Origin of the sequence: Lysinibacillus alkalisoli (assembly GCF_014643595.1) — a bacterium.
Lineage (GTDB): Bacteria > Bacillota > Bacilli > Bacillales_A > Planococcaceae > Metalysinibacillus > Metalysinibacillus alkalisoli.
The window spans coordinates 168,146-190,360 of sequence record NZ_BMJT01000003.1 but is presented as its reverse complement, the minus strand read 5'-3'; the positions used below and the strand labels follow the sequence as shown (position 1 = coordinate 190,360).

At 38.1% G+C, this 22,215-nt stretch carries 21 protein-coding genes; 3 read left to right on the top strand and 18 right to left on the bottom strand.

Annotation, left to right across the window (positions count from 1 at the left end):
* Positions 1–33: 33 nt before the first annotated feature.
* The 5 genes from IEW44_RS05400 to IEW44_RS05380 all read right to left on the bottom strand — a co-directional run bounded on the left by IEW44_RS05400 (position 34) and on the right by IEW44_RS05380 (position 5,948).
* Positions 34–1,341 (bottom strand): dihydrolipoamide acetyltransferase family protein, encoded by a 1,308-nt coding sequence (locus tag IEW44_RS05400; RefSeq protein ID WP_188614018.1) that lies wholly within the window; start codon positions 1,339–1,341, stop codon positions 34–36.
* Between the two features lie 11 nt (positions 1,342–1,352).
* The gene (locus tag IEW44_RS05395; RefSeq protein WP_188614017.1) at positions 1,353–2,336 is read right to left on the bottom strand and encodes an alpha-ketoacid dehydrogenase subunit beta; all 984 of its coding nucleotides are present in this window, start codon (positions 2,334–2,336) and stop codon (positions 1,353–1,355) included.
* Positions 2,336–3,343 carry a thiamine pyrophosphate-dependent dehydrogenase E1 component subunit alpha gene (locus tag IEW44_RS05390; protein WP_188614016.1) on the bottom strand — a complete coding sequence of 336 codons (1,008 nt, stop codon included), beginning with the start codon at positions 3,341–3,343 and terminating at the stop codon, positions 2,336–2,338. The genes IEW44_RS05395 and IEW44_RS05390 overlap by 1 nt, the downstream gene beginning before the upstream one ends.
* A 12-nt stretch (positions 3,344–3,355) precedes the next feature.
* The gene (lpdA, locus tag IEW44_RS05385; protein ID WP_188614015.1) at positions 3,356–4,783 is read right to left on the bottom strand and encodes a dihydrolipoyl dehydrogenase; all 1,428 of its coding nucleotides are present in this window, start codon (positions 4,781–4,783) and stop codon (positions 3,356–3,358) included.
* 70 nt (positions 4,784–4,853) lie between these two features.
* Positions 4,854–5,948 (bottom strand): Glu/Leu/Phe/Val family dehydrogenase, encoded by a 1,095-nt coding sequence (locus IEW44_RS05380; protein ID WP_188614014.1) that lies wholly within the window; start codon positions 5,946–5,948, stop codon positions 4,854–4,856.
* Between the two features lie 350 nt (positions 5,949–6,298).
* Between IEW44_RS05380 and IEW44_RS05375 the strand changes: the two genes are divergently transcribed.
* Positions 6,299–6,535, top strand: a complete 237-nt coding sequence (locus IEW44_RS05375; protein WP_188614013.1) for a DUF2627 domain-containing protein — start codon at positions 6,299–6,301, stop codon at positions 6,533–6,535.
* A 38-nt stretch (positions 6,536–6,573) separates the two neighbouring features.
* On the opposite strand, the gene IEW44_RS05370 is transcribed toward IEW44_RS05375, so the two are convergent.
* From IEW44_RS05370 to nusB, 13 genes are all read right to left on the bottom strand, one after another.
* Positions 6,574–7,170 (bottom strand): NAD(P)-dependent oxidoreductase, encoded by a 597-nt coding sequence (locus tag IEW44_RS05370; RefSeq protein ID WP_188614012.1) that lies wholly within the window; start codon positions 7,168–7,170, stop codon positions 6,574–6,576.
* A complete protein-coding gene (locus IEW44_RS05365) occupies positions 7,167–7,880 on the bottom strand; it encodes a glycerophosphodiester phosphodiesterase (RefSeq protein WP_188614011.1) in 714 nt (237 codons plus the stop codon). The genes IEW44_RS05370 and IEW44_RS05365 overlap by 4 nt, the downstream gene beginning before the upstream one ends.
* Positions 7,873–9,441, bottom strand: coding sequence for a flagellar assembly protein A (locus IEW44_RS05360; RefSeq protein WP_188614010.1), 1,569 nt, complete (start codon positions 9,439–9,441; stop codon positions 7,873–7,875). The genes IEW44_RS05365 and IEW44_RS05360 overlap by 8 nt, the downstream gene beginning before the upstream one ends.
* Positions 9,442–9,634: 193 nt before the next feature.
* Entirely contained in the window at positions 9,635–10,351 is a 717-nt protein-coding gene (gene spo0A, locus IEW44_RS05355; protein WP_188614009.1) for a sporulation transcription factor Spo0A, read from the bottom strand.
* A 340-nt stretch (positions 10,352–10,691) separates the two neighbouring features.
* Positions 10,692–12,386, bottom strand: coding sequence for a DNA repair protein RecN (recN, locus tag IEW44_RS05350; RefSeq protein ID WP_188614008.1), 1,695 nt, complete (start codon positions 12,384–12,386; stop codon positions 10,692–10,694).
* Between the two features lie 17 nt (positions 12,387–12,403).
* Positions 12,404–12,853 carry a transcriptional regulator AhrC/ArgR gene (gene ahrC, locus IEW44_RS05345; protein WP_188614007.1) on the bottom strand — a complete coding sequence of 150 codons (450 nt, stop codon included), beginning with the start codon at positions 12,851–12,853 and terminating at the stop codon, positions 12,404–12,406.
* A gap of 100 nt (positions 12,854–12,953) precedes the next feature.
* Entirely contained in the window at positions 12,954–13,772 is an 819-nt protein-coding gene (locus IEW44_RS05340) for a TlyA family RNA methyltransferase (protein ID WP_188614006.1), read from the bottom strand.
* A gap of 7 nt (positions 13,773–13,779) precedes the next feature.
* Positions 13,780–15,660 (bottom strand): 1-deoxy-D-xylulose-5-phosphate synthase, encoded by a 1,881-nt coding sequence (dxs, locus tag IEW44_RS05335; protein WP_188614005.1) that lies wholly within the window; start codon positions 15,658–15,660, stop codon positions 13,780–13,782.
* A gap of 148 nt (positions 15,661–15,808) precedes the next feature.
* The gene (locus IEW44_RS05330) at positions 15,809–16,690 is read right to left on the bottom strand and encodes a polyprenyl synthetase family protein (RefSeq protein WP_188614004.1); all 882 of its coding nucleotides are present in this window, start codon (positions 16,688–16,690) and stop codon (positions 15,809–15,811) included.
* Between the two features lie 2 nt (positions 16,691–16,692).
* On the bottom strand, positions 16,693–16,914 hold the full coding sequence (xseB, locus tag IEW44_RS05325; protein WP_188614003.1) for an exodeoxyribonuclease VII small subunit: 222 nt from the start codon (positions 16,912–16,914) through the stop codon (positions 16,693–16,695).
* Positions 16,911–18,260: an exodeoxyribonuclease VII large subunit gene (gene xseA, locus IEW44_RS05320; protein WP_308421626.1), complete on the bottom strand. Its 1,350-nt coding sequence runs from the start codon at positions 18,258–18,260 to the stop codon at positions 16,911–16,913. Before xseA ends, xseB begins: the two co-directional genes overlap by 4 nt.
* 49 nt (positions 18,261–18,309) lie before the next feature.
* On the bottom strand, positions 18,310–19,158 hold the full coding sequence (gene folD, locus IEW44_RS05315) for a bifunctional methylenetetrahydrofolate dehydrogenase/methenyltetrahydrofolate cyclohydrolase FolD (protein ID WP_188614001.1): 849 nt from the start codon (positions 19,156–19,158) through the stop codon (positions 18,310–18,312).
* 30 nt (positions 19,159–19,188) lie between these two features.
* Complete coding sequence (nusB, locus tag IEW44_RS05310; protein ID WP_188614000.1) at positions 19,189–19,566, bottom strand: transcription antitermination factor NusB; 378 nt, start codon at positions 19,564–19,566, stop codon at positions 19,189–19,191.
* A gap of 399 nt (positions 19,567–19,965) precedes the next feature.
* Here nusB and IEW44_RS05305 point away from each other — a divergent pair, with 399 nt between their 5' ends.
* The gene (locus IEW44_RS05305) at positions 19,966–21,132 is read left to right on the top strand and encodes an MFS transporter (RefSeq protein ID WP_188613999.1); all 1,167 of its coding nucleotides are present in this window, start codon (positions 19,966–19,968) and stop codon (positions 21,130–21,132) included.
* Positions 21,133–21,235: 103 nt separating this feature from the next.
* Positions 21,236–22,105, top strand: coding sequence for a YitT family protein (locus tag IEW44_RS05300; RefSeq protein ID WP_188613998.1), 870 nt, complete (start codon positions 21,236–21,238; stop codon positions 22,103–22,105).
* Positions 22,106–22,215 lie beyond the last annotated feature (110 nt).

The following is a 22,215-nucleotide window of genomic DNA, read 5'->3' as shown; positions in this document are numbered from 1 at the left end:
AAGCCCTGTTATAACAGGCTTCTCATCGTTTTACTAATATACGGACATTGTTGATTTATTTGTATTTTCGAGAATTTCTTTGACTCTACTTAAGAATTTACCACATACTAAACCGTCTAAAATTCTATGATCAAGTGATAAACATAAATTTACACAATCACGTGCAGCAATCATTCCACCTTCTAAAATCACAGGTTTTTTAACAATATTTTCTATTTGTAAAATAGCAGCTTGAGGATGATTAATAATTCCCATCGATTGCATTGAGCCAAACGAACCTGTGTTATTGACTGTAAATGTACCGCCTGTCATATCATCCATTTTTAATTTACCTGCTTTTGTTTTTTGAGAAAGCTCCCAAATATCTTTGGCAATCCCTTTTACAGACTTATCGTCTGCATTTTTGATGACAGGGACGAATAGTGCATCGTCTGTTGCTACAGCAATGGATAAATTAATAGCTTTCTTTTGAATAATATTGTCCCCTGCCCATGTTGAATTCAACATTGGATATTCCTTTAAAGCTTGTGCTACAGCTTTAACAAAGAAGGCAAAATACGTTAATGAAAAACCTTCACGTGCTTTAAATTCTGCTTTTAAACTATCGCGATAGGCTACTAAGTCTGTGACATCTACTTCCATCATCATCCAGGCATGCGGGATTTCTGTTACGCTACGTTGCATATTTTTAGCAATGGCACTGCGTACTTTAGAGACAGGGATTACTACATCACCTTCTGCAGTTGTAACTTCCTCTACGGGCGCTGTTGTTGTCTTTTCAACATTCGTACCTGATGTTGACGCAGCTGGTGCTGGTGTTGGCGCTGGTGTTGATGCTGTCACTGTAAATTTACCATCAATAACCGCTTGGACGTCTTTTCGTGTAATACGCCCTGCCGCTCCTGAACCTGTAAGTAATGTTAAGTCAATATCATGTTCTTGTGCTAAACGTAACACAGCTGGCGAATAACGTGCCTTCATGCCTTCGCCTTTTGGCTGTTCAATCTTTTGAGGCGCTGGTGCTTGCTCTGTAGTTTTTGTACCTGCATTTAAAATCGCTGCGCTCACCGCGGAACTTTTCTCTTCTGGCGGTGCAGGTACATCTTCTGCCTCAATTGTACATACAACAGCACCAACAGGCAATGTTTCGCCTTCTTCTGCTACTAGTTTACCAATAACGCCTGTAAAAGAAGATGGAATTTCAGCGGTTACCTTATCTGTTGTTACTTCAGCTAGTGCATCGTATTTATTTACTTTGTCGCCAGGTTTTACTAGCCAGCGGTCAATTGTACCTTCTGTAACACTCTCACCGAGTTGTGGCATTAAAATATTTTGTGTCATGAGTATCCCCCTTAAAACGCCGCTAGTTCACGCATAGCGCGTTCTACTTTTTCTGGACTAATCATAAATTCTTTTTCCATCGTTGGTGCATATGGCATCGCAGGTACATCAGGTCCTGCTAAACGTTTAATTGGCGCATCCAAATCAAATAAACATTCTTCTGCAATAATCGCAGCAATATCACTAATAATACTGCCTTCCTTATTATCTTCTGTAACAAGTAATACTTTGCCTGTTTTACTAGCAGATTGAATAATCGTCTCCTTATCGAGTGGATATACTGTGCGTAAATCAACCACCTCAGCATCAATCCCATCACTCGCCAAACGGTCGGCAGCTTGCAGTGCAAAATGCACAGCTAAACCGTACGTAATCACCGTTAAATCTTCACCTTCACGCTTAATATCTGCTTTACCTAAAGGTAATGTGTAGTCATCTGCCGGCACTTCACCTTTAATTAAACGATATGCTCGCTTATGTTCAAAAAACAACACAGGGTCGGGGTCGCGAATAGCGGCTTTCAACAGGCCTTTTGCATCGTAAGGCGTTGAAGGAATCACAATCTTTAAACCAGGCGTCCCTGCAAATAAAGCTTCAACTGATTGAGAGTGGTATAAGGCTCCGTGTACGCCACCACCGAATGGGGCACGTATTACCATTGGACACGACCAATCATTGTTAGAGCGGAATCGCATTTTTGCAGCCTCTGATACAATTTGGTTGACAGCAGGCATAATAAAGTCGGCAAACTGCATCTCTGCAATAGGTCGCATGCCATACATAGCAGCACCAATACCAACACCCGCAATAGCACTCTCAGCAAGTGGTGTATCTAATACACGATCATGTCCAAATTCATCAAATAAACCAGCAGTTGCTTTAAACACGCCACCTTTACGCCCTACATCCTCACCTAAAATAAAAACGCGCTCGTCACGTTGCATTTCTTCCTTCATTGCTAATGTAATAGCATCTAAATAAGACATTACAGCCATTATGCTTCCCCCTCCTCTGCATAAACATAGGTATATAAGTCTTCTGCTTTAGCATAAGGAGCGGCTTCGGCATATTCTGTTGCCTCATTAACCTCTGCCATTACGCGCTCATTGATTGCTGTTAAATCTTCATCTGTTGCAAGTTGTTCGTCACGCAAATAATTTTCAAATAAATGAATGGGGTCTTTAATAAAACCTTCCTCAATATCTTCTTTGGTGCGGTATTGACGTTGGTCATCATCTGAAGAATGTGCTGTTAAACGATACGTCTTTGTTTCAATTAAACTTGGCCCTTCGCCATTACGCGCACGATCTGCTGCCTCTTTCACTACTTGGTAAACAGCTAATGGATTTTTGCCATCTACTGTAACACCTGGCATACCATAGCCTACTGCACGGTCGGATACATTCTCACAAGCAAGTTGTAAATCAAGTGGTACAGAAATCGCGTATTGGTTATTTTCAACCATAATAATGACTGGTAATTTATGCACACCAGCAAAGTTAGCCCCTTCATGGAAATCGCCTTGGTTAGATGACCCTTCGCCTAATGTAACAAACGATACAAAGTCTTCTTTATTCATCTTACCTGCTAGCGCTACACCTACAGCATGTGGTACTTGAGTAGTTACAGGTGAAGAACCTGATAAAATACGGTTTTTCTTTTGACCAAAATGCCCTGGCATTTGACGCCCACCAGAGTTAGGGTCTTCGGCTTTAGCAAAAGCAGATAGCATTAAATCTTTAGCTGTCATACCGAAATGCAACACAACACCTAAGTCACGGTAATAAGGTGCCACATAGTCCTTTTGTTGATTAAGTGCAAATGCTGCTCCTACTTGCGCTGCTTCTTGCCCTTGACATGAAATAACAAATGGTATTTTACCTGCGCGGTTTAAAAGCCACATGCGCTCATCTAATCGTCTAGCCATCAGCATTGTTTCGTACATGGCTAGTACATCTTCTTTTGTAAGTCCTAACGCTTTATAGTCAATATGTTCTTTCATCCCAAATCCCCCTTACTTGTGAATCGCTAATCCATCAATCGCCATTGAAGCTTCTGCAAAAACCTCACTTAACGTTGGATGTGGATGGATGGCTAAGCTAATTTCCCATGGCGTAGCGTCTAGCACCTTGGCTAATGCCGCTTCTGAAATCATATCTGTCACATGAGGCCCTACCATATGCACACCTAATAAATCATTCGTATTTTTATCTGCAATCACTTTTACAAAACCAACTGACTCACCATAAACTAAAGCCTTACCATTCGCTTGGAATGGGAATTTACCTACCTTAATATCAAAGCCTGCCTCTTTAGCTTGTGATTCGGAGTAACCAATACTTGCTGCTTCTGGGTACGAATATATGCAACGTGGTACATCTAATCCATTAATATATGTCGTTTCACCTTTAATAATATGCTCAACAGCTGCCATACCTTCATTAGAAGCAACATGTGCTAATTGAACGCCACCAATGACATCGCCAATCGCATAAATATGTGACTCTTTTGTTTGGTAGTTTTCATTCACCTTAATAAACCCATGCTCCACTTCAATTTCTGTGTTTTGCAAGCCAATATCATTAACATTACCCGTGCGACCAATACTTAAGAAAATACGCTCGCCTTCAAATGACTGTACCTCGCCGTTTACTTCAGCTAGTAATGTCATATGTTCGCCCTCGCGTGTAAATGAGTCTGTTTTAACGACTGCATCAGTAATTAAATTAACCCCACGCTTTCTAAGTTCAGCTGATAATGTTTTCGAGATCTCTGTATCTTCTTGTGGCAATAAGCGGTCACCTTGCTCTAAAACTGTTACTTCAACACCAAAATCAATAAACATGGAAGCCCACTCTACACCAATAACACCGCCACCAATAATTAAAATAGATTTAGGCAACTCTTGAATGTTTAATGCATGATCCGATGTCATCACATACTCACCGTCTACGGGAATGCCTGGTAATACACGTGGTGTTGTGCCAGTAGCAATAATTACGTTCTTTGGAATCAAAATCGCATTTTCAGAGCCATCCACCATTTCAACTGAGACAGTCCCTGGCATTGGTGAGAAAATAGAAGGGCCTAGTATACGCCCAAAACCTTCATATACATCAATATGACCTTTTTGCATTAAACCTTGTACACCTGAATATAATTGTTGAACGATAGCACGTTTACGTTCTTGCACACGATTGAAATGTAAAAATACACCTGTTGCTTCTACACCGTAACCTGCTGCATCTTGCTTAAGTGTGCGGTAAACTTCTGCACTTCTTAACATGGCTTTACTTGGAATACAACCTCGATGAAGACATGTGCCTCCCATTGCTACATGTTCTACAATCGCTGTTTTCAAACCACTCTGTGCCGCACGAATTGCTGCGACATAACCGCCAGCACCTCCACCAATAATGACTAAATCATACTCATTTGTCATTGCCATTCTCCTTTCTAAAAAAGCTACCTCTCACGCGAATGCTATTCGTTTGTAAGGGTAGCTTTGTTCATTAACGTTTGTGTAAAATATTTTTTTCGTTTTTCACGAATTGGCTGCGAGACTTTGCCATACGTGCAATACGATCTTCTGCTAAATGGTTAGCTGCTACATAAGTTGGCACGTTTTTCTCTTTTGAAATAGCGAAGATTTTTTCTAAACTTGTATAAATCGTTTCTACTCGTTTCATGGCACGCTCTCTGTTATAACCATATAATTCGTCTGCTACATTAATAACGCCACCTGCATTAATGACATAGTCGGGTGCGTATACAATACCAAGCTCATGTAATTTGTCACCATGTTTAGAATCTTTTAATTGATTATTAGCTGAGCCAGCGACAACTTTTGCTTGTAACATTTCTAATGTCTCATCATTAATAATACCACCTAGTGCGCAAGGTGCAAAAATATCAACCTCTTGTGCGTAAATTTCATCAGGTGCTACGGCAGTGGCATCATATGCTTCAACAATACGTTTTACCGCATCTTGATTAATATCTGTCACAATTAACTTTGCCCCGTCTTTATGTAAATAATCACATAAATGAGACGCTACATTACCTAATCCTTGGACAGCTACTGTGCGATCTTTTAGCATATCTGTGCCAAACGCTTCTTTCGCTGCAGCTTTAATCCCTAAATAGACGCCATATGCTGTTACAGGTGATGGATTTCCTGACGAACCAAACGCAGGTGAGATCCCTGTTACATAATCTGTTTCTTCATGTATAGTATCCATATCACTCACAGTTGTACCCACATCTTCTGCTGTAATATAACGACCATTTAAACTTTGAATAAAACGACCTAATGCTCGGAACATTTCTTCATTTTTGTCTTGGAATGGGTCTCCAATAATTACTGTCTTTCCGCCACCAAGATTTAAACCTGCTGCTGCATTTTTATACGTCATACCCCTTGCTAAACGCAATGCATCTTCAATAGCTTCATCTTCTGTTGCATAAGACCACATACGTGCTCCACCTAGTGCAGGCCCTAATGTTGTATCATGAATGGCAATAATTGCTTTTAAACCTGATGCCTCATCATTACAAAAAATCAGCTGTTCATAGTCATACTTGTTCATATACTCAAAAATTTTCATAACGACATCCCCTTTAATTCATGCTTATTATTATTCATTTTTAGTATATACAGCATTTCGTAAGCGCTTACGATACTGTATCTCTAATTTTTACATTACTGATATTTACGTATAAACGCAACTCTTTTCTGCTTATTTTTATGTAAATAATACTTTTTTAAATTTACTGAAAATTCTTTTAATTATTGTATTCATGCGCTTCATCGCTACATTATGTAGTATTTTTATTATACTGAAATATTTTAAACCCTCTTTCATGCATCCGAATTTTCTATGACACTTCAAGCCGTCTTCTTGACTTTGTCACAATGACAGGTAAAATTTAAGCATAGGTTAGAGGAGGAGAGGAAATGGCTCGTTTTGCCGCATTTCTCGTTTTATTAGTCCCTGGAGTAATGGCTGCAGGTGGCATTAAATTGATGCGTGACACATTATTTGGAAAATTAATTGCACCACTACCATTCTTATGGTTGCAATTTATTATTGGCGTTATTTTATTTGTGATTGGTTTTGGTTTCTTCGCTGGCTTTTTACTTCACAGAGACCGAAAAAATGGTAAAGTGGCACAGCGCTTTCAAAAAAAATAAAAAGAAGGGGGCTAAGCCTCCTTCTTTTTATTTGCTCGTTATCGCGCAATACCGATTCGCTTTTGTTGATAGGCATTGCTTTCCATAATATTCAACACACAACTCGCTACAGCTGCACGAGTAATTTTTTCTGGATTTTCAGGCAAATAGTCGGTCGCCATTCGATAAGTTAATGCATCCCCATCTATTAATGCTGTCGGACACACTAATGTCCAATCTAATGTACTCTCTTGCAAAATCGTAAACATCGTGTGATGGTCCTCAGCCGCTGTTGTACTCCTACGTTTGGATTCACCAGTTTGATAACGTAATAATTGCGGACTTTCTTTACTGTTTAAAATAGCGGCTGTACTTACAACAATAATTCTCTGTACATTTGTTGCTGTCATCGCCTGGACAACAAGTGCCATGTTTTTTTGCAATACATTATTTTGATCTGTACCTAGTGCGCTAATCACAACGTCACAACCTTGTATTACTTCATTAACGGCTTTTGAATCTGTAGCATCTCCTATAATCATATGGGCATTTCCTGCACGCTCAGAACGCACAAGCGCCTGTATAGTATGCTTTTCACTTGCTTGTGCTATTACTTGTCGACCTGTGCGACCTACACCAAATAATGCAATCTTCATAAAATTCGTTGTCCTACCTTTTCTGGATAATCTGTAATATAGCCAATGATAGCACGATGTGGACGAGCAAGGTAGGTTTCATCTCCTGTAATGTGATACAAACGCACACCTAAAGAAGCATCTGCTGCTTGATTTAATAAATCATCTTTATAATATTTTCGGTGTGCATGTACATAACGAATTGGCAATGTGTGAAGGGTTGACCAATCCGTATCTTTTACGACAAGTAAAGCTAAGTCAATATCTGGTCGTTCATCGTGAACGATATGCACGATTTCTTCACTAAATGTAGAAATATGACTTCCTCTTGGCAACACCATCTCTCGAACTAACGCTCTCAGCGCTGATTCTTGTAGTAATGTTTCTTTCTTCAATTCAACATTTAATGGATATGCATATTGTATAGCCCACTCTTGCACTTCTTTAAATGTTGTAATGCGATCCCCCACAAAACGCCGGGTCAAGCAGCCTCCTTGCTTTAATGCGAGTAGTTGTTGAACGGTTAACGCATTAACAGCCATACGTTTTCCTGTCATACGATATAACGTATCATCATGAAAAACGACTGGAATCCCATCTTTTGAAAATTGTATATCTAATTCAACACCCGTCGCGCCAATTATCCTTGCCTCTTCAAAAGCTGCCATCGTATTTTCAACCGCCGTTTGAGAGCCTCCACGATGTGCAAAGACATCTAAATTTTTAGACATTTAACTCACCAAATTCCAATTTAAAGCGCCCCTTTTTCTCTTTAGTGAAAAGGGATGATTTTTTACCAATCTGTATATAAGTGCCGGGATGTGCAATTTTTGTCACTGTGATTTCTTCTTTACCAGTTTGACGTACTTTATCCATCATCTCTTTAATTTCAAAATCTTGCCTCATCATCTCATCTAACATTTCTTCGTGAGCAGATTGCACTTCTTGATATGTTTGTTGTTGAGAAGCATCTTTAGCTGGCATCGCTTCAAAATTAATCAGGATTTTTTCATATTCTGCTAATTTTTGTTGTTGCTCTTTATAATGTTGTGCGTGTTCTTGAATTTTGGCATACACTTCTTTTTTATTGACACTATCAATAATCAAATTGGTACGTCTTTCAAGATGATTACCAGAAATTGCTGTGATAATGCTACTTTTAGCAATGGCTTCACCACCCATAATTTTGCCTTTATGCTCATTCATTGTAATCGTATGCGCTTTCAGATTGGAACCTAAAGCATAAGCGCCAATATTAATTTCTTCACCTGCTATTAAGTTAGCTTCATTCACATGTTTAACAAAAATACTGCCACCTGCTTCTATCTGTGTTTTACCTAGGCCAAAAATACCACCTCGAATATAAATATCTCCTTCTAGTGATTTGATTAATTCAGCTCCGCTCACGCCTTCTGCTGCTTCAATTGAAATATCACCTTTCGCAATTACTCGATAACCCGAACTCACTGTGCCGCGAATCGCAATTGAACCATCAAATTGAAGGTTGCCTGTTTCAACACCAACATCACCAGCGATTGGCAGGTGATGACTCACCTTAATCATACCCTTCTCATCATCTAAAATACCCGAAATTTTAGAGCGTATAACAATTTTCCCGTCTTCTTCTACCTCATAAGAAGATTTTTTATCATAACGTATTGGTAAGTCGCGCCCCTTTTTTGCAGGGATAGCGTCACCAAATACGTTGTAACCTGGTTCACCTTCCGTAGCTAACTCCTTCTCACCTAACCAGCTACCTTCTGTAATTTCCATAATAAAGTTCATATCATAATAGTCTGCTTTTCCATCTTCTTTAATTACGGGTTTACGCTCTGGTTTAGGTAAATATGTAATCTTAGCGTCTTTGCCATTAATTGGCTCTATTCCTTGTGCAATGAGTACCGCTTTACTTGGTACAATCATGGACATCGGAACTTGTTTAATACCATATGTAATTTTATGTTGTTGAAGAGCAGTTGTAATTTGCTGTTGAATGCGGGTTTCTTCTTCTATTAGCGTTTGCAGCGTTTCGTGCACAGTAATGGTCGCAGACATTTTGTCACGCGCCACATCTACTTCGATATTAGGTAACCATGTGCCAACATCTAGCCATTCATCTTTTGCTTGCTCTAATGCATTTTTTAAAATCGAAAAATTAGTCAATTTCACACGCGGATTAGCACGCAGTATGACATCAAATTGCTTAAGTGAAAAACCACTTACTTTTACTTTAATTTGCACCTTTTCATTTTGTTCTGCTAAAGTAAAATAATCATTTTCTATTATTGTCATATGTACACTCCTTTCCTCTTTTCTCTTAGTATAATCAATCTATGACTGTTTGTTTAGTCGTTATCATTTGTTTAAGTCTTATATACCCATCACTCTTTTATATAAAACTACTTTAGGACTATCTATATATTTATTTTTCTACATATTATACTAAAAAATGCTAATTACGTGTGGATGCGTAATTAGCATTTTTTCATTTTAAATACGTACTAACTTTGGCAATAAATTGCGCATTGGAAGGTTTCTCTTCGTCCCCAAAAATCTCTTTTTTTGTTGCTGTAGTAGGTTTGCTCCAAGATTGCGTAATAGCAGTTCGAATCGCTCGTTCAACACTATCACTTGAAGCATTATGTGCAAGTGCAACTTTAGGATAAACTTCTCTCGTTATTGCATTAATAATTTGATGATGCTTATAAACGAGTAAAATAGCTTCGACTAAATACGTAAATCCTTTTAAATGCGATGGGATACTTAAATTTTTTAACAAAGTCATTACTTGTTGTTCATCTAGTAGTTGTGATGTCGCTTCAGTTTGCATACTATGGATAATTTCTTTTTCTAGTTGCGCCAAATCAAATGGTTTAGAAATGAAATAATGCGCGCCATAATTTGCTGCTCGTTTGATAATTTCATCTTTAGCAAACGCTGTACACATAATGATTTTAACTTCATCTATTTGTGTAACATCAGAGTTTGCAATATGCTCTAACACACCCATGCCATCAAGTTGGGGCATCACATTATCTAATAAGACAACGTGTGGACGATGCTGCTCAATCATCGACACACACTCTCTGCCATTAGCTGCTGTTGCCACAATTTTAATTATTGGATGTGAGTGAAAGTGTTCTTGTAAGACTTCAATTATCTCGTTGCTATCATCTGCAACAACTACTTTAATTTGATCCACATCCATTTCCCCCTTCACTATAACAATTATGTTATAGCTAAAAATGACAAAACCCTTCTCATACCATATACCCTATTTTTCGTCTTTTCAAACAAAAGCTTGTATAGAAATGGGCTAAATTTAACGGTACTATGAGTATTGTGACATAAAGATACGTATGGTCACTTTCTATAACTTTCGATATAACGTTAATCGTTATATCTTCATTATACTATGTTCAGTGCTAACTTTTCACCTCGTAATACACTTTCAATCACGATAAAAAAACGAGAAATACAGCGCTTCAGCTTAAATTCCTCATTTTTTTACTAATTCCCCATTTTTCAACAAAGGAGATTTTTTACATATGCAATTGTTTTTTGCGCTCATCTGCCATCTCTCTTAATTCTTTGGCATGTTGTAGTGTCAAGTCTGTAATCTCTGCACCGCTCATCATGCGGGATAATTCTTCAATTCGTGCTTGCTCATCAATTTCCGTTAATGATGTATAGGTACGATTTTGCTCTACTTCTTTTTTAATAAAATAATGATGGTCTGCCATAGCTGCAACTTGTGGCAAATGTGAAATACAAAGCACTTGTGAGTTAACAGCAATAGCTGCAATCTTCTCAGCAATCGCTTGTGCAACTCGCCCGCTAACTCCTGTATCTACTTCATCAAAAATAATAGATGTCACACCATTATTGGAAGAAAAAATCGTTTTCAATGCTAGCATCATACGTGACAACTCACCACCTGAAGCAATTTTAGGCAATGATTTAGGTGGTTCACCTACGTTGGTGGAAATATAAAAAGCAATTTCATCTAGACCATTTTGGTCAAATTGTACGGCTTCATTAATATGCACAACAAATTTAGCCTTCTCCATATGTAATAAGCGTAGCTCTTTCATAATGGCCTCACTTAACTGCCCAGCTGCTTGTTTACGAATAAGAGAAAGACCTTGTGCGAGCTCTGTTAATGTCTCCTTCATCTCAATCACTTGTTGTTCTTTTTTATGCAATGTTTCATCATGGTGCAATAATTCATGTAGTTCTTCTGAGATTCGAGCTTCATAGGTTAAAATTTCTTCAATAGTAGCGCCGTATTTGCGTTTCATTGTTTGGATCGTTGTTAAACGCTCTTCAACCTCATTTAATCGCATGGGGTCAAACTCTAACGTATCTAAATTACTTTGCGTTTGATAACTTGCATCCTCCAAAGCATAAAATGCAGATGAAACTGCTTCTGCTGCCTCTTTAAATTGGTCGTCAAGATTAGCGACATCTTGTAAGGCTTGCATCGCATGCCGAATAAAATCTAGACCGTGTTGCTCTCCAGACAATGCTTCATATGCAATATTAGCAGACTCATAAATTTTATTAAAATTCATCAGTTTTTTTCGTTCTTCATGTAATATTTCTTCCTCACCTTGTTGTAAGGCGGCAGACTCTAGTTCATTTAATTGAAATTGATATAAATCAATACGTTGTGCAATACGTTGTTCATCAATAGATACTGCCTCAAGCTCTCGTCGCAACTCCCGATATTTTTCATAAGCCGTCACATAGTTTTGTTTTAAAGGCTGTATCATATCCCCAGCAAAATAATCAAGTAATTCAATATGGCGTTTTTCATCCATTAATTCTTGATTCTCATGTTGCCCGTGAATATCTATCAGATAAGCGCCAATATGACGCAAAACAGAGAGCGGTACTAACTTGCCATTAATGCGACAAATGCTTTTCCCTGCGTCTGTTAAATCACGCCGTAAAATAATCGTGCCTTCTTCAACTTCAATACCAGCTTCTTCTAGTTTTGTAAAAACAGGATGAGATTGTGATGTGATTTGAAATAAACCACCCAATTCTGCTTTTCTAGCACCATGTCGAATAAACTCTTGTGAGCCTCTACCACCTGCTAATAAATGAACAGCATCAATAATAATTGATTTACCCGCTCCTGTTTCTCCTGTTAATACGGTTAAACCATTAGCAAAACTAACGGTTAAATCTTCAATAATCGCGAAGTTGCGAATACTAAGCTCTCTTAACAAAATCCATCACCTCAAAGTTAAAGCATTTCTAGTAAACGTTCTTTAATACGTTCTCTCTCTTCTTCATTGTGACAAATAATAAGGATTGTGTCATCCCCTGAAATGGTCCCCATAATCTCTTCCCAGTCTAAATGATCGAGTAAAGAGGCAATGGCATTGGCGTTACCAGGCAATGTTTTCATTAGTAAAAAATGCGTTGCCCCATCAATACTCACAAATGCATCAGCTAATGCACGGTGTAGTTTTTGGATAGGATTAAAACGTTGGTCAGCAGGTAAACTATATTTATAACGCCCATCTTGTAGCGGTACCTTCACTAAATGCAATTCTTTAATATCACGCGACACGGTTGCTTGCGTCACATTATAGCCGGCATTTTTCAAATGTTCGACTAGGTCGTCTTGTGTTTCAACCTCGTGATTAGCAATAATATCCCGAATCCGGATATGACGTTGGCCTTTATTCATATTATCCACCTCTTATAAATAATTAATGATTTGTATAAATACACTAACACTTTATGCATAAAAGTACAAGAAAAAACACGTTCAGCGTACTGAACGTGTTTTACTTTAGTTGTTGATGAGCCTCTTTAACTAGCATATTAAAGTCAGTAAAGGCTGTGATATTTTGCGCTTCATTAGGTTTCACTAAATGGAATAAAAATTCAATGTTACCTTCACCACCTGTAATCGGTGAATAGGTGGCATTCTTTACAACAAAGCCAACTTCAGCTGCCATTTGTGCTGTTTTTTCTAATACCATAAGATGCACAGCAGCATCTCGTACAATGCCCTTTTTTCCTACATGTTCTTTACCTGCTTCAAATTGTGGTTTTACCAAAGCAATCACATCGCCTTGCGGTAGTAAAATTTGATACAACACAGGTAAAATAAGCGATAATGAAATAAATGAGACATCTATTGTAGCAAAATGCGGGAGCCCTTCTGTTAAATCACTCGGTGTTGTATAGCGAAAGTTCGTGCGTTCCATCACAGTAACTCGCTCATCTGACCGTATCTTCCACGCAAGTTGATTAGAGCCAACATCTAAAGCATAACAATGACTGGCACCGTTTTGTAATGCGCAATCTGTAAAGCCACCTGTGGATGAACCAATATCTAGCATTAGCTTATTTTGTACAGTAACATCAAAATACGTTAACGCTTTTTCTAGTTTCAAACCACCGCGGCTCACATATTTTAATGTTGAACCTTTTACTTGAAGTGGCGCATCAATCGCTATTTTTTCACCTGCTTTATCAATGCGCACTTCATTGGAGAAAACGAGACCTGCCATAATATGACGCTTTGCTTTTTCACGTGTTTCACACAAGCCACGTTCTACTAGTAAAACATCCACACGTTCCTTTGGTTGTTTTGTCATAGTCATCCTACTTCTTTAATGGTACAAGTTTACGTACTCGTGCCATTGTTTCATCTGTTGTTACATTAATTTCTTCTAATAATTGATTCACATTACCATGCTCAATGAACTCATCAGGAATCCCGATGCGATCTATTGTCGCCGTGTAATGATGATCAGCAGCAAACTCTAGTACAGCACTGCCAAAGCCACCTGCTAAAACCGCTTCTTCTAACGTAATAACAGGCTTTTGTTCACGCATAATACGATGCAGCATCTCTTCATCTAATGGTTTAATAAAGCGTGCATTCACTATTTCAACATCAATGCCTTCAGTAGCTAATTGTGTTGCGGCCTCAAGCGCCATCGGAATTGTAGTGCCAAAGGTTAAGATAACGGCATCTTTACCTTCACGCAATACTTCCCAACTGCCGATTGGCAAAGCTTTAAGCTCTTTATCCATAGGTACACCTAAACCATTACCTCTCGGATAACGCAAAGCGATAGGACCACCATCGTAATCAATTGCTGTTTTTACCATATGTTGTCCTTCGTTTTCGTCTTTAGGCATCATAATAACCATATTTGGTAACGCACGCAAAAATGAAATATCAAAGACACCTTGATGAGTCTCTCCATCTGCCCCAACTAAACCTGCTCGGTCAATTCCGATAAACACATTTAAATTAGGTCGTGCAATATCATGCAATACTTGATCATATGCGCGTTGTAAAAAAGTAGAATAGATCGCTAAAAACGGTTTCATTTTCTGTGTGGCTAAACCTGCTGCCATTGTTGCGGCATGTTGCTCAGCAATCCCTACATCAAAGAAACGATTTGGGAACGCTTTCGCAAACCCTTCTAATTTAGAACCAACCGGCATTGCTGGTGTAATCGTAGCAATACGATTATCATCTGTTGCTATTTTCGTCACAGTATCTGCAATTAAACTACTCCAAGCAGGACCTTTGACAGCTGATTTTACAAAATCACCTGTTTCCATCTTATAAGGACCTGTACCATGCCATGTACCAATCGTATCTTCTTCAGCTGGTTTATACCCTTTACCCTTTTTCGTTAGTACGTGTACTAATACGGGGCCTTCTACATTTTTTGCATAGTTCAATGTCGTTTCTAATGCCTCAAAATCATGCCCATCAATCGGGCCTAGATATTTAAAGCCCATCTCCTCAAAGAACACACCTGATACCACTAGATATTTTAAGCTGTCTTTTACACGTTCAGCTGTTTGTGCTAATTTACCACCTACAACAGGGATTTTATGGATTAAAGATTCCATCTCTTCCTTTGCCTTAGCATATTCTTTAGCTGTACGTAAACGGCCTAGAATACTATGCAGTGCACCAACATTTGGCGCAATTGACATTTCATTATCATTTAAAATCACAATCATATTTGTTTTAGCATGTCCAATATGATTTAACGCTTCTAACGCCATACCACCTGTTAATGCACCATCACCAATGATTGGAATAACATAATTGTCTTCTTTCTTTATATCACGTGCAGCTGCCATACCCATTGCGGCAGAAAGAGACGTCGAGCTATGACCTGTTTCCCACTCATCATGTTCACTCTCCACAAGCTTTGGGAAACCACAAAGCCCTTTGAACTGACGTAGTGTATCAAATTGACTCGCACGACCTGTTAAAATTTTATGCACGTAAGCTTGGTGGCCCACATCCCATAAAAATTTATCTTTTGGGCTATCAAACATTTTATGCAACATAATCGTAAGTTCAACAACACCTAAGTTTGGCCCAATATGACCACCCGTTATTGAACACTTTTCAATTAAAAAAGTACGAATATCTTGTGCCAATGTTTCTAGCTCTGATTTCGATAAACTTTTTAAAAAGGATGGACTCGTAATTGTCGTTAAATCCACCTTCCTCACACACCTTTTCATAAATGTATTCACCGTTTTCAACATTATAACAGCGTTATTGATTGGTACAAAATAAAACCCTCATATTGATAGGATACTCACATATTTTAGCATAGTATTGCTTTGAAACACGTATTAATGTCTTGAATTATTTGTTACGTTTCACAATATAATTTGTTAATTCTTCCAATACAACTGCATCTTTGTTAATTTGTGCTAATGCTTGCAGAGCAGCCTCGTAATGCTCTATTAATTTTTCTTTAGCTCCTGCTAACGTTAATAAAGCAGGGTATGTGCTCTTATCACTAGCTTCATCTTTACCTGCTGTTTTGCCTAACTCTTCTGTAGTACCTTCCACATCTAAAATATCATCTTTAATTTGGAAGGCTAATCCAATATGATATGCAAAATCAACAAGGTGACTGCGTTCTTCTGCTGTGGCATCTGCTAAAATAGCACCCGCTTCAATGCCAAAACGTAATAGAGCACCTGTTTTATGAATATGCACTTGTTCAAGTTCTGCTAATGTTAGCTGTTTTTGTTCGCCTTCAATATCAAGTACTTGACCACCTACCATACCTTCAGCACCCGCTGCCTCACTAAATAGATGAATAAGCTCTACCTTTTGCTGCGGTGTCAACTCTGGCATGCGGGCAATCACACCAAAACTTAACGTATTCAACGCATCACCTGCTAAAATAGCTAATGCTTCGCCAAATACTTTATGATTCGTTAATTTACCTCGGCGATAATCGTCGTTATCCATACTTGGCAAATCATCATGAATTAACGAATATGTGTGTACCATTTCTAATGCAGCACCTACTGTGTAGCCGGTTTTATATGTTTTATTAAACAAGTCTAAAACCGCTAACACAAATAATGGTCGCACTCGCTTGCCGCCTGCTTCTAAAGAATAAAGCATCGCTTCTTTTAAATTTTTTGGTATATCTAGTCTTTTTACTTCCCCGTACATCGTCTCTTCAATCATTGGGATGTGTTGCGTCATAAAAGATTGTAATGTTGTCATGCTTATTCCCCTTCCACAAACGGTTGTTCGTTACCATTTTCATCAATAATAGAAGCAATCTTCTTTTCGGCTACTTGTAGCTTTTCTTGACAGATTTTAGATAACTTCATGCCTTGTGTGTACAAGTCAACAGCTTCCTCTAATGTTGCCTCGCCACTTTCAAGTTGTGCAACGACTTTTTCAAGTGCTTCAATCGCTTCAGAAAACGTTAATGACGTTGTCATAATTTATCTTCCACCTCTATATTTATAATTTGTGCTGTCGCTTTTCCATCTTTAAATTGAATGTGTACTGTATCATGTTTTTGTAATTTTGTCACAGAGGACACAATTGCTTCATCTTTATATGTGACTTGAAAACCTCTCGTCAAGGTTTGCATAGGGTTCAATGTCGTTAAAGCACGCACTGCACCGTCAAAGCGCTGTTTAGCATTACTTTCTTGCTGAAGTATATTGCGCTGTAAACGCTCACCTAATGTAACGAGTTGTTGACTCACCTGTTCTAGTTTAGCTTTTGGACCATGTTGTTGCAAACGATATTGCAATCTTTCCATTTGCTGAGTATATTGCATATTTTTCATATGTAATACTTGTGGCAAACGCGACTCCAATTGGGCTAATTGTTGTATAGGCTCTCGCAGTAAGCGCTGTGGATCTAACAATACATAGGATTGTGTGAGATATTGTAAGCGCTGTTGTTGTTTCGCTAAATTGGTATTTAGCATATGACTGATACGTGTTTGGTAACTATACACTCTTTCTTGTAATTCCTTATCGTCTGGTACAGCTAGCTCCGCTGCCGCTGTAGGCGTTGGGGCACGTAAATCAGCAACAAAATCGGCAATTGTTGTGTCAGTTTCATGACCTACTGCACTAATGATAGGAATTCTACTTTCGAAAATAGCACGTGCTACGACTTCTTCATTAAAAGCCCATAAATCCTCAATAGAGCCACCACCTCTACCACAAATAATAACGTCAGCTCGCCCTAACATGTTCACTTGTTGTATACGTTCTACAATCGAAGGTGCAGCTTGTTTCCCTTGGACAAGTGCAGGATAAATTTCAATTTTTGCTTGTTGATACCTGCGATTAATGGTCGTACAAATATCTCGAATAGCAGCCCCTGTTGTTGCTGTAATAACAGCGATTGTTTTAGGGTATGTAGGAATCGTTTGTTTCCACTGTGGTAAAAATAACCCTTCTTTTTGCAACTGCTCTTTTAATTGATTAAAAGCAACAAATAAACTTCCAATACCATCAGGTTGCATGTCTTGTACGTACAATTGATATGTACCATAACCTTCATATACATTGACATCCCCTTGAATGAGCACTTTCATGCCATTTTCGGGGCGAAAGCTCAGCTTCTGCGCTTGTGTTTTAAACATTGTGGCATTGATCCGTGTTTTCTCATCTTTTAATGTAAAATAAATATGGCCTGAGGTATGCAGTTTAACATTGGATAACTCCCCTTGTACAAAGACATTACGCAAATGAGGATCTACCTCAAATTTTCTTTTAATATATTTTGTTAATGCTTGAACGGTTAAATAATTTGTCATACACACACTCCTCGCAAAAAAGAAGGAGGCTCCCTTTTTGGCAAGCCCCACACTTTTACTTAACTGTATTTTCTGCTGCTTTTACGGTGTTATCCAGTAACATCGTAATCGTCATTGGACCAACGCCACCTGGTACAGGTGTAATATGTGAAGCGATGCCTTCAACCGCTTTAAAATCAACATCACCACATAATTTATTTTGTTCATTGCGGTTAATACCAACATCAATTACCACAGCACCTTCTTTTACATGTTCCGCTGTAATAAAGTTTGGTCGCCCTACTGCTGCAATAATAATGTCGGCTTGTTTTGTATAATAAGGCAGATTTACTGTCTTTGAATGTGTATAAGTTACAGTTGCATCTTCATTTAACAATAATTGCCCCATTGGTTTACCTACAATGTGGCTACGTCCTACAATTACAGCATGTTTGCCTGCCACTTCAATACCACTATACGCTAGTAACTTCATTATGCCATATGGTGTACATGGTAAAAACGTATCTTGTCCTAACATCATCTTACCAACACTTACTGGTGAGAAGCCGTCGACATCTTTCGCTGGTGTAATAGCGCCAATCACAGCATCCTCATCAATATGATTTGGCAATGGCAATTGTACTAAAATCCCGTGAATCGCATCATCTTGGTTTAATTTTGCGATTTCAGCTAGTAACGCTTCTTGTGAAACATCTTCTGCTAGCTTAATTAAAGCAGAGTGCATACCAATGGCTTCACACGATTTTTGTTTATTCGCCACATATGTTTTTGAAGCAGGGTTTTCCCCTACAAGAATCACAGCTAAGCCTGGTGTAACGCCTTGCGTTTTTAATGTGGCTACACGCGTTTGTACTTCCTCACGAATTTTTTGTCCAATTTCTTTGCCATTAATGATTTGTGACATGGTCTTAAGTTCCCCTTCCAAACTCCATTATTATTGTTCAATCATTTTTGATAATACGCCATTAACAAATTTAGCAGCTTTATCATCAGAAAATGTTTTACACAGTTCAATTGCTTCATTAACTACAACATTTTTAGGTGTTTCTTCCATATATAGTAGTTCAAACACTGCTAGACGCAATGCTGTCTTTTCTACTTTAGGTAAACGGTCAAAAGACCAATTTTGTAAATGACCTGCAATTTTTTCATCAATTTCTTGTAAATGATTTACTGTACCAAAAACAAGATGTTCAAAAAAAGCATTATTATTTCCCTCAATATAACTCACAGCTTCTTCTATTGTTAGCTCTGTATTATCAAGCTGAAAAAGCGCTTGTAATGCTTTCTCCCGTGCCTCACGTCGTTTCATAATTATTAGTACTCCTTCTACTTGTAGCATTAGCATTTATCATAGCATATTTTATTCTGTTACACACAGCTCGTCGTACATTTTACGTAATAAAATTCGTTTTTCAAGCAAATCTTTCACTTGTTAAATTACTGTAAAAAAAGTTGTGCTTTTTTACTCACTTCTTACAAGACTAAATAAATGAAGCGTGCTATAATAACCTCACATTAGTATAGAACGCATGAGATCTCAATAGGTTACTTTCTATTTCGAAAGTGTCGGTAAAATCTTTCATGATTTTATTGGCACTTTTTCTTATCGACAATTATGTTAACGAATTGACAAAAACCGATGACGCAATCAAAGATGCCATGTTCTATAAGTGTGAGCTTTTATTTTAACTGCAAAGGAGATTGTATTATGAACAAACAAACAAAACTTACGCTTGCTATCTTATTAAGTAATTTATTTATTGCTTTTCTTGGCATTGGTTTAGTCATTCCTGTGTTGCCAACCATTATGAATGAACTCAATATTAGTGGACAGGTCGTTGGCTTTATGGTGGCTGCCTTTGCCATTGTACAATTGATTGTCTCACCAATCGCAGGGAAATTCGTTGACTCTATTGGGCGTAAACCTATGATTATTATAGGCCTATTTATTTTTGGGGTTTCCGAATTTTTATTTGGCTTTGGTAAAACGGTGGAAATATTATTTATTTCACGTATGCTTGGTGGGGTCAGCGCGGCTTTCATCATGCCTGCTGTAACGGCTTTTATTGCAGACATCACTACGCTAGATACACGCCCTAAGGCACTTGGCTATATGTCTGCTGCTATTAATACAGGCTTTATTATTGGCCCTGGTATTGGAGGATTCCTTGCTGAATTTGGTACACGTATCCCGTTCTACTCAGCTGGTGTACTAGGTGTGATTGCTTCTATTTTATCTTTCCTTTTATTGAAAGAACCTGCACGTGATTATGAAGAAGTGAAACAAACAAGTACAACGCAAACAAAAGGGATTAAGCGTATCTTCCATCCTTACTACTTTATTGCCTTTGTTGTGATCTTTGTTTCCACTTTCGGATTAGCTGCTTTTGAATCTTTATTTAGCTTATTCGTTGACCATAAGTTTGGCTTTACTGCACGTGACATCGCGATTGTTATTACAGGTGGTGCAGTTGTAGGCGCGATTGCACAAATTTTGCTATTAGACCCACTCGTTAAACGATTAGGTGAGATTGGGTTAATCCGCTTAGCGTTATTTGTATCTGCCATCTTAGCTTTCTTAATGACAGTTGTATCTAGTTACTTTATGATTTTATTAGTAACTTTTGTCATATTTATCGGCTTTGATTTGATTCGTCCAGCCGTTACCTCCTACCTATCTAGTGTTGCTGGTAATGAGCAAGGTTTTGTTGGTGGAATGAATTCGATGTTCTCAAGCCTTGGCAATATTTTCGGGCCTATTATTGGTGGCGCACTCTTTGATCAAAATTTAAACTACCCTTACTATTTTTCAGTTGTAGTACTAGTCATTGGTGTATTAATTACGCTACGCTGGAAACGTCCTGATCTCACATAATTCAGTGCACTAACGCGCTAGCAACTTTTGTCAAACTCCTTTTTTTCAAACATTAACTTGCTATACTAAAGACGTTAATCGTTTAAAAGAAAGGAACATCTTGATGAATCAACAAACATTTAAACAAACTTCATTAAATTATGGTTATATTGTTGTAGGTGCCGCCCTTGTTGGTATTGCATATAACCTATTCCTATTACCTGCTCAACTTGCAGCAGGTGGCGTAAGTGGTATTAGTACCATTTTATATGAACTTTATGGGACGAAACCTGCCCTTGTACAAGCAATTATTAACTTGCCTTTATTTATTGTTGGCTTTTTAACATTAGGTAAAGATTTTAGCGTAAAGTCACTAATCGGGACAATGATGGTTCCACTTACTATTTTTTTAACAGAGGGATTAGTGGCCAAAGGTTCTCATGATGCTTTTTTATCTTCTATTTACGGAGGTATTGTGTTAGGTGTAGGACTTGGATTAGTGTATCGTGGAGGTGGCTCTACAGGTGGTACCGCCGCTTTAGCCCAAATCTTAAAAAAATATGCTAATATTTCAAGTGGCTTTTCTCAATTAATTGTAGATGGCTTTGTCGTTGTAGCCAGTGCCTTTGTCTTTAGCTTTGAGCTGGCATTATATGCTTTAATCTCTATCTTTGTTACGAGCAAAGTCATTGACTTTGTGCAATTACAAACGGGTGATAATAAACTTGTGTTTATTATTACTAATAACGAGGAACGCGTAACCTCTCTCATTTATGAGCATGTTAACCGAGGGGTTACACAAGTACAGTCATTTGGCGCCTTCTCCAAAAGAGAACGAGCTTTACTACTTTGTGTGATGGAACAACGAGAAGCTATTTATTTTAAACAAATCATCTCAACAGAAGAACCCGACTCCTTTGTTATCTTCTTAAATGCTTCTGAAATTTTAGGTCGTGGCTTCTCGATGGCAAAAGTATATGGAAACAAAAAATAATAAATATATAAAAAGTACAGCCGAGTAATATCGGCTGTACTTTTTCGTATGTGTTATGTTGGACACCCTATAAAAATGCGAACAAAGTTTTTACACTACTTTGTTCGCAT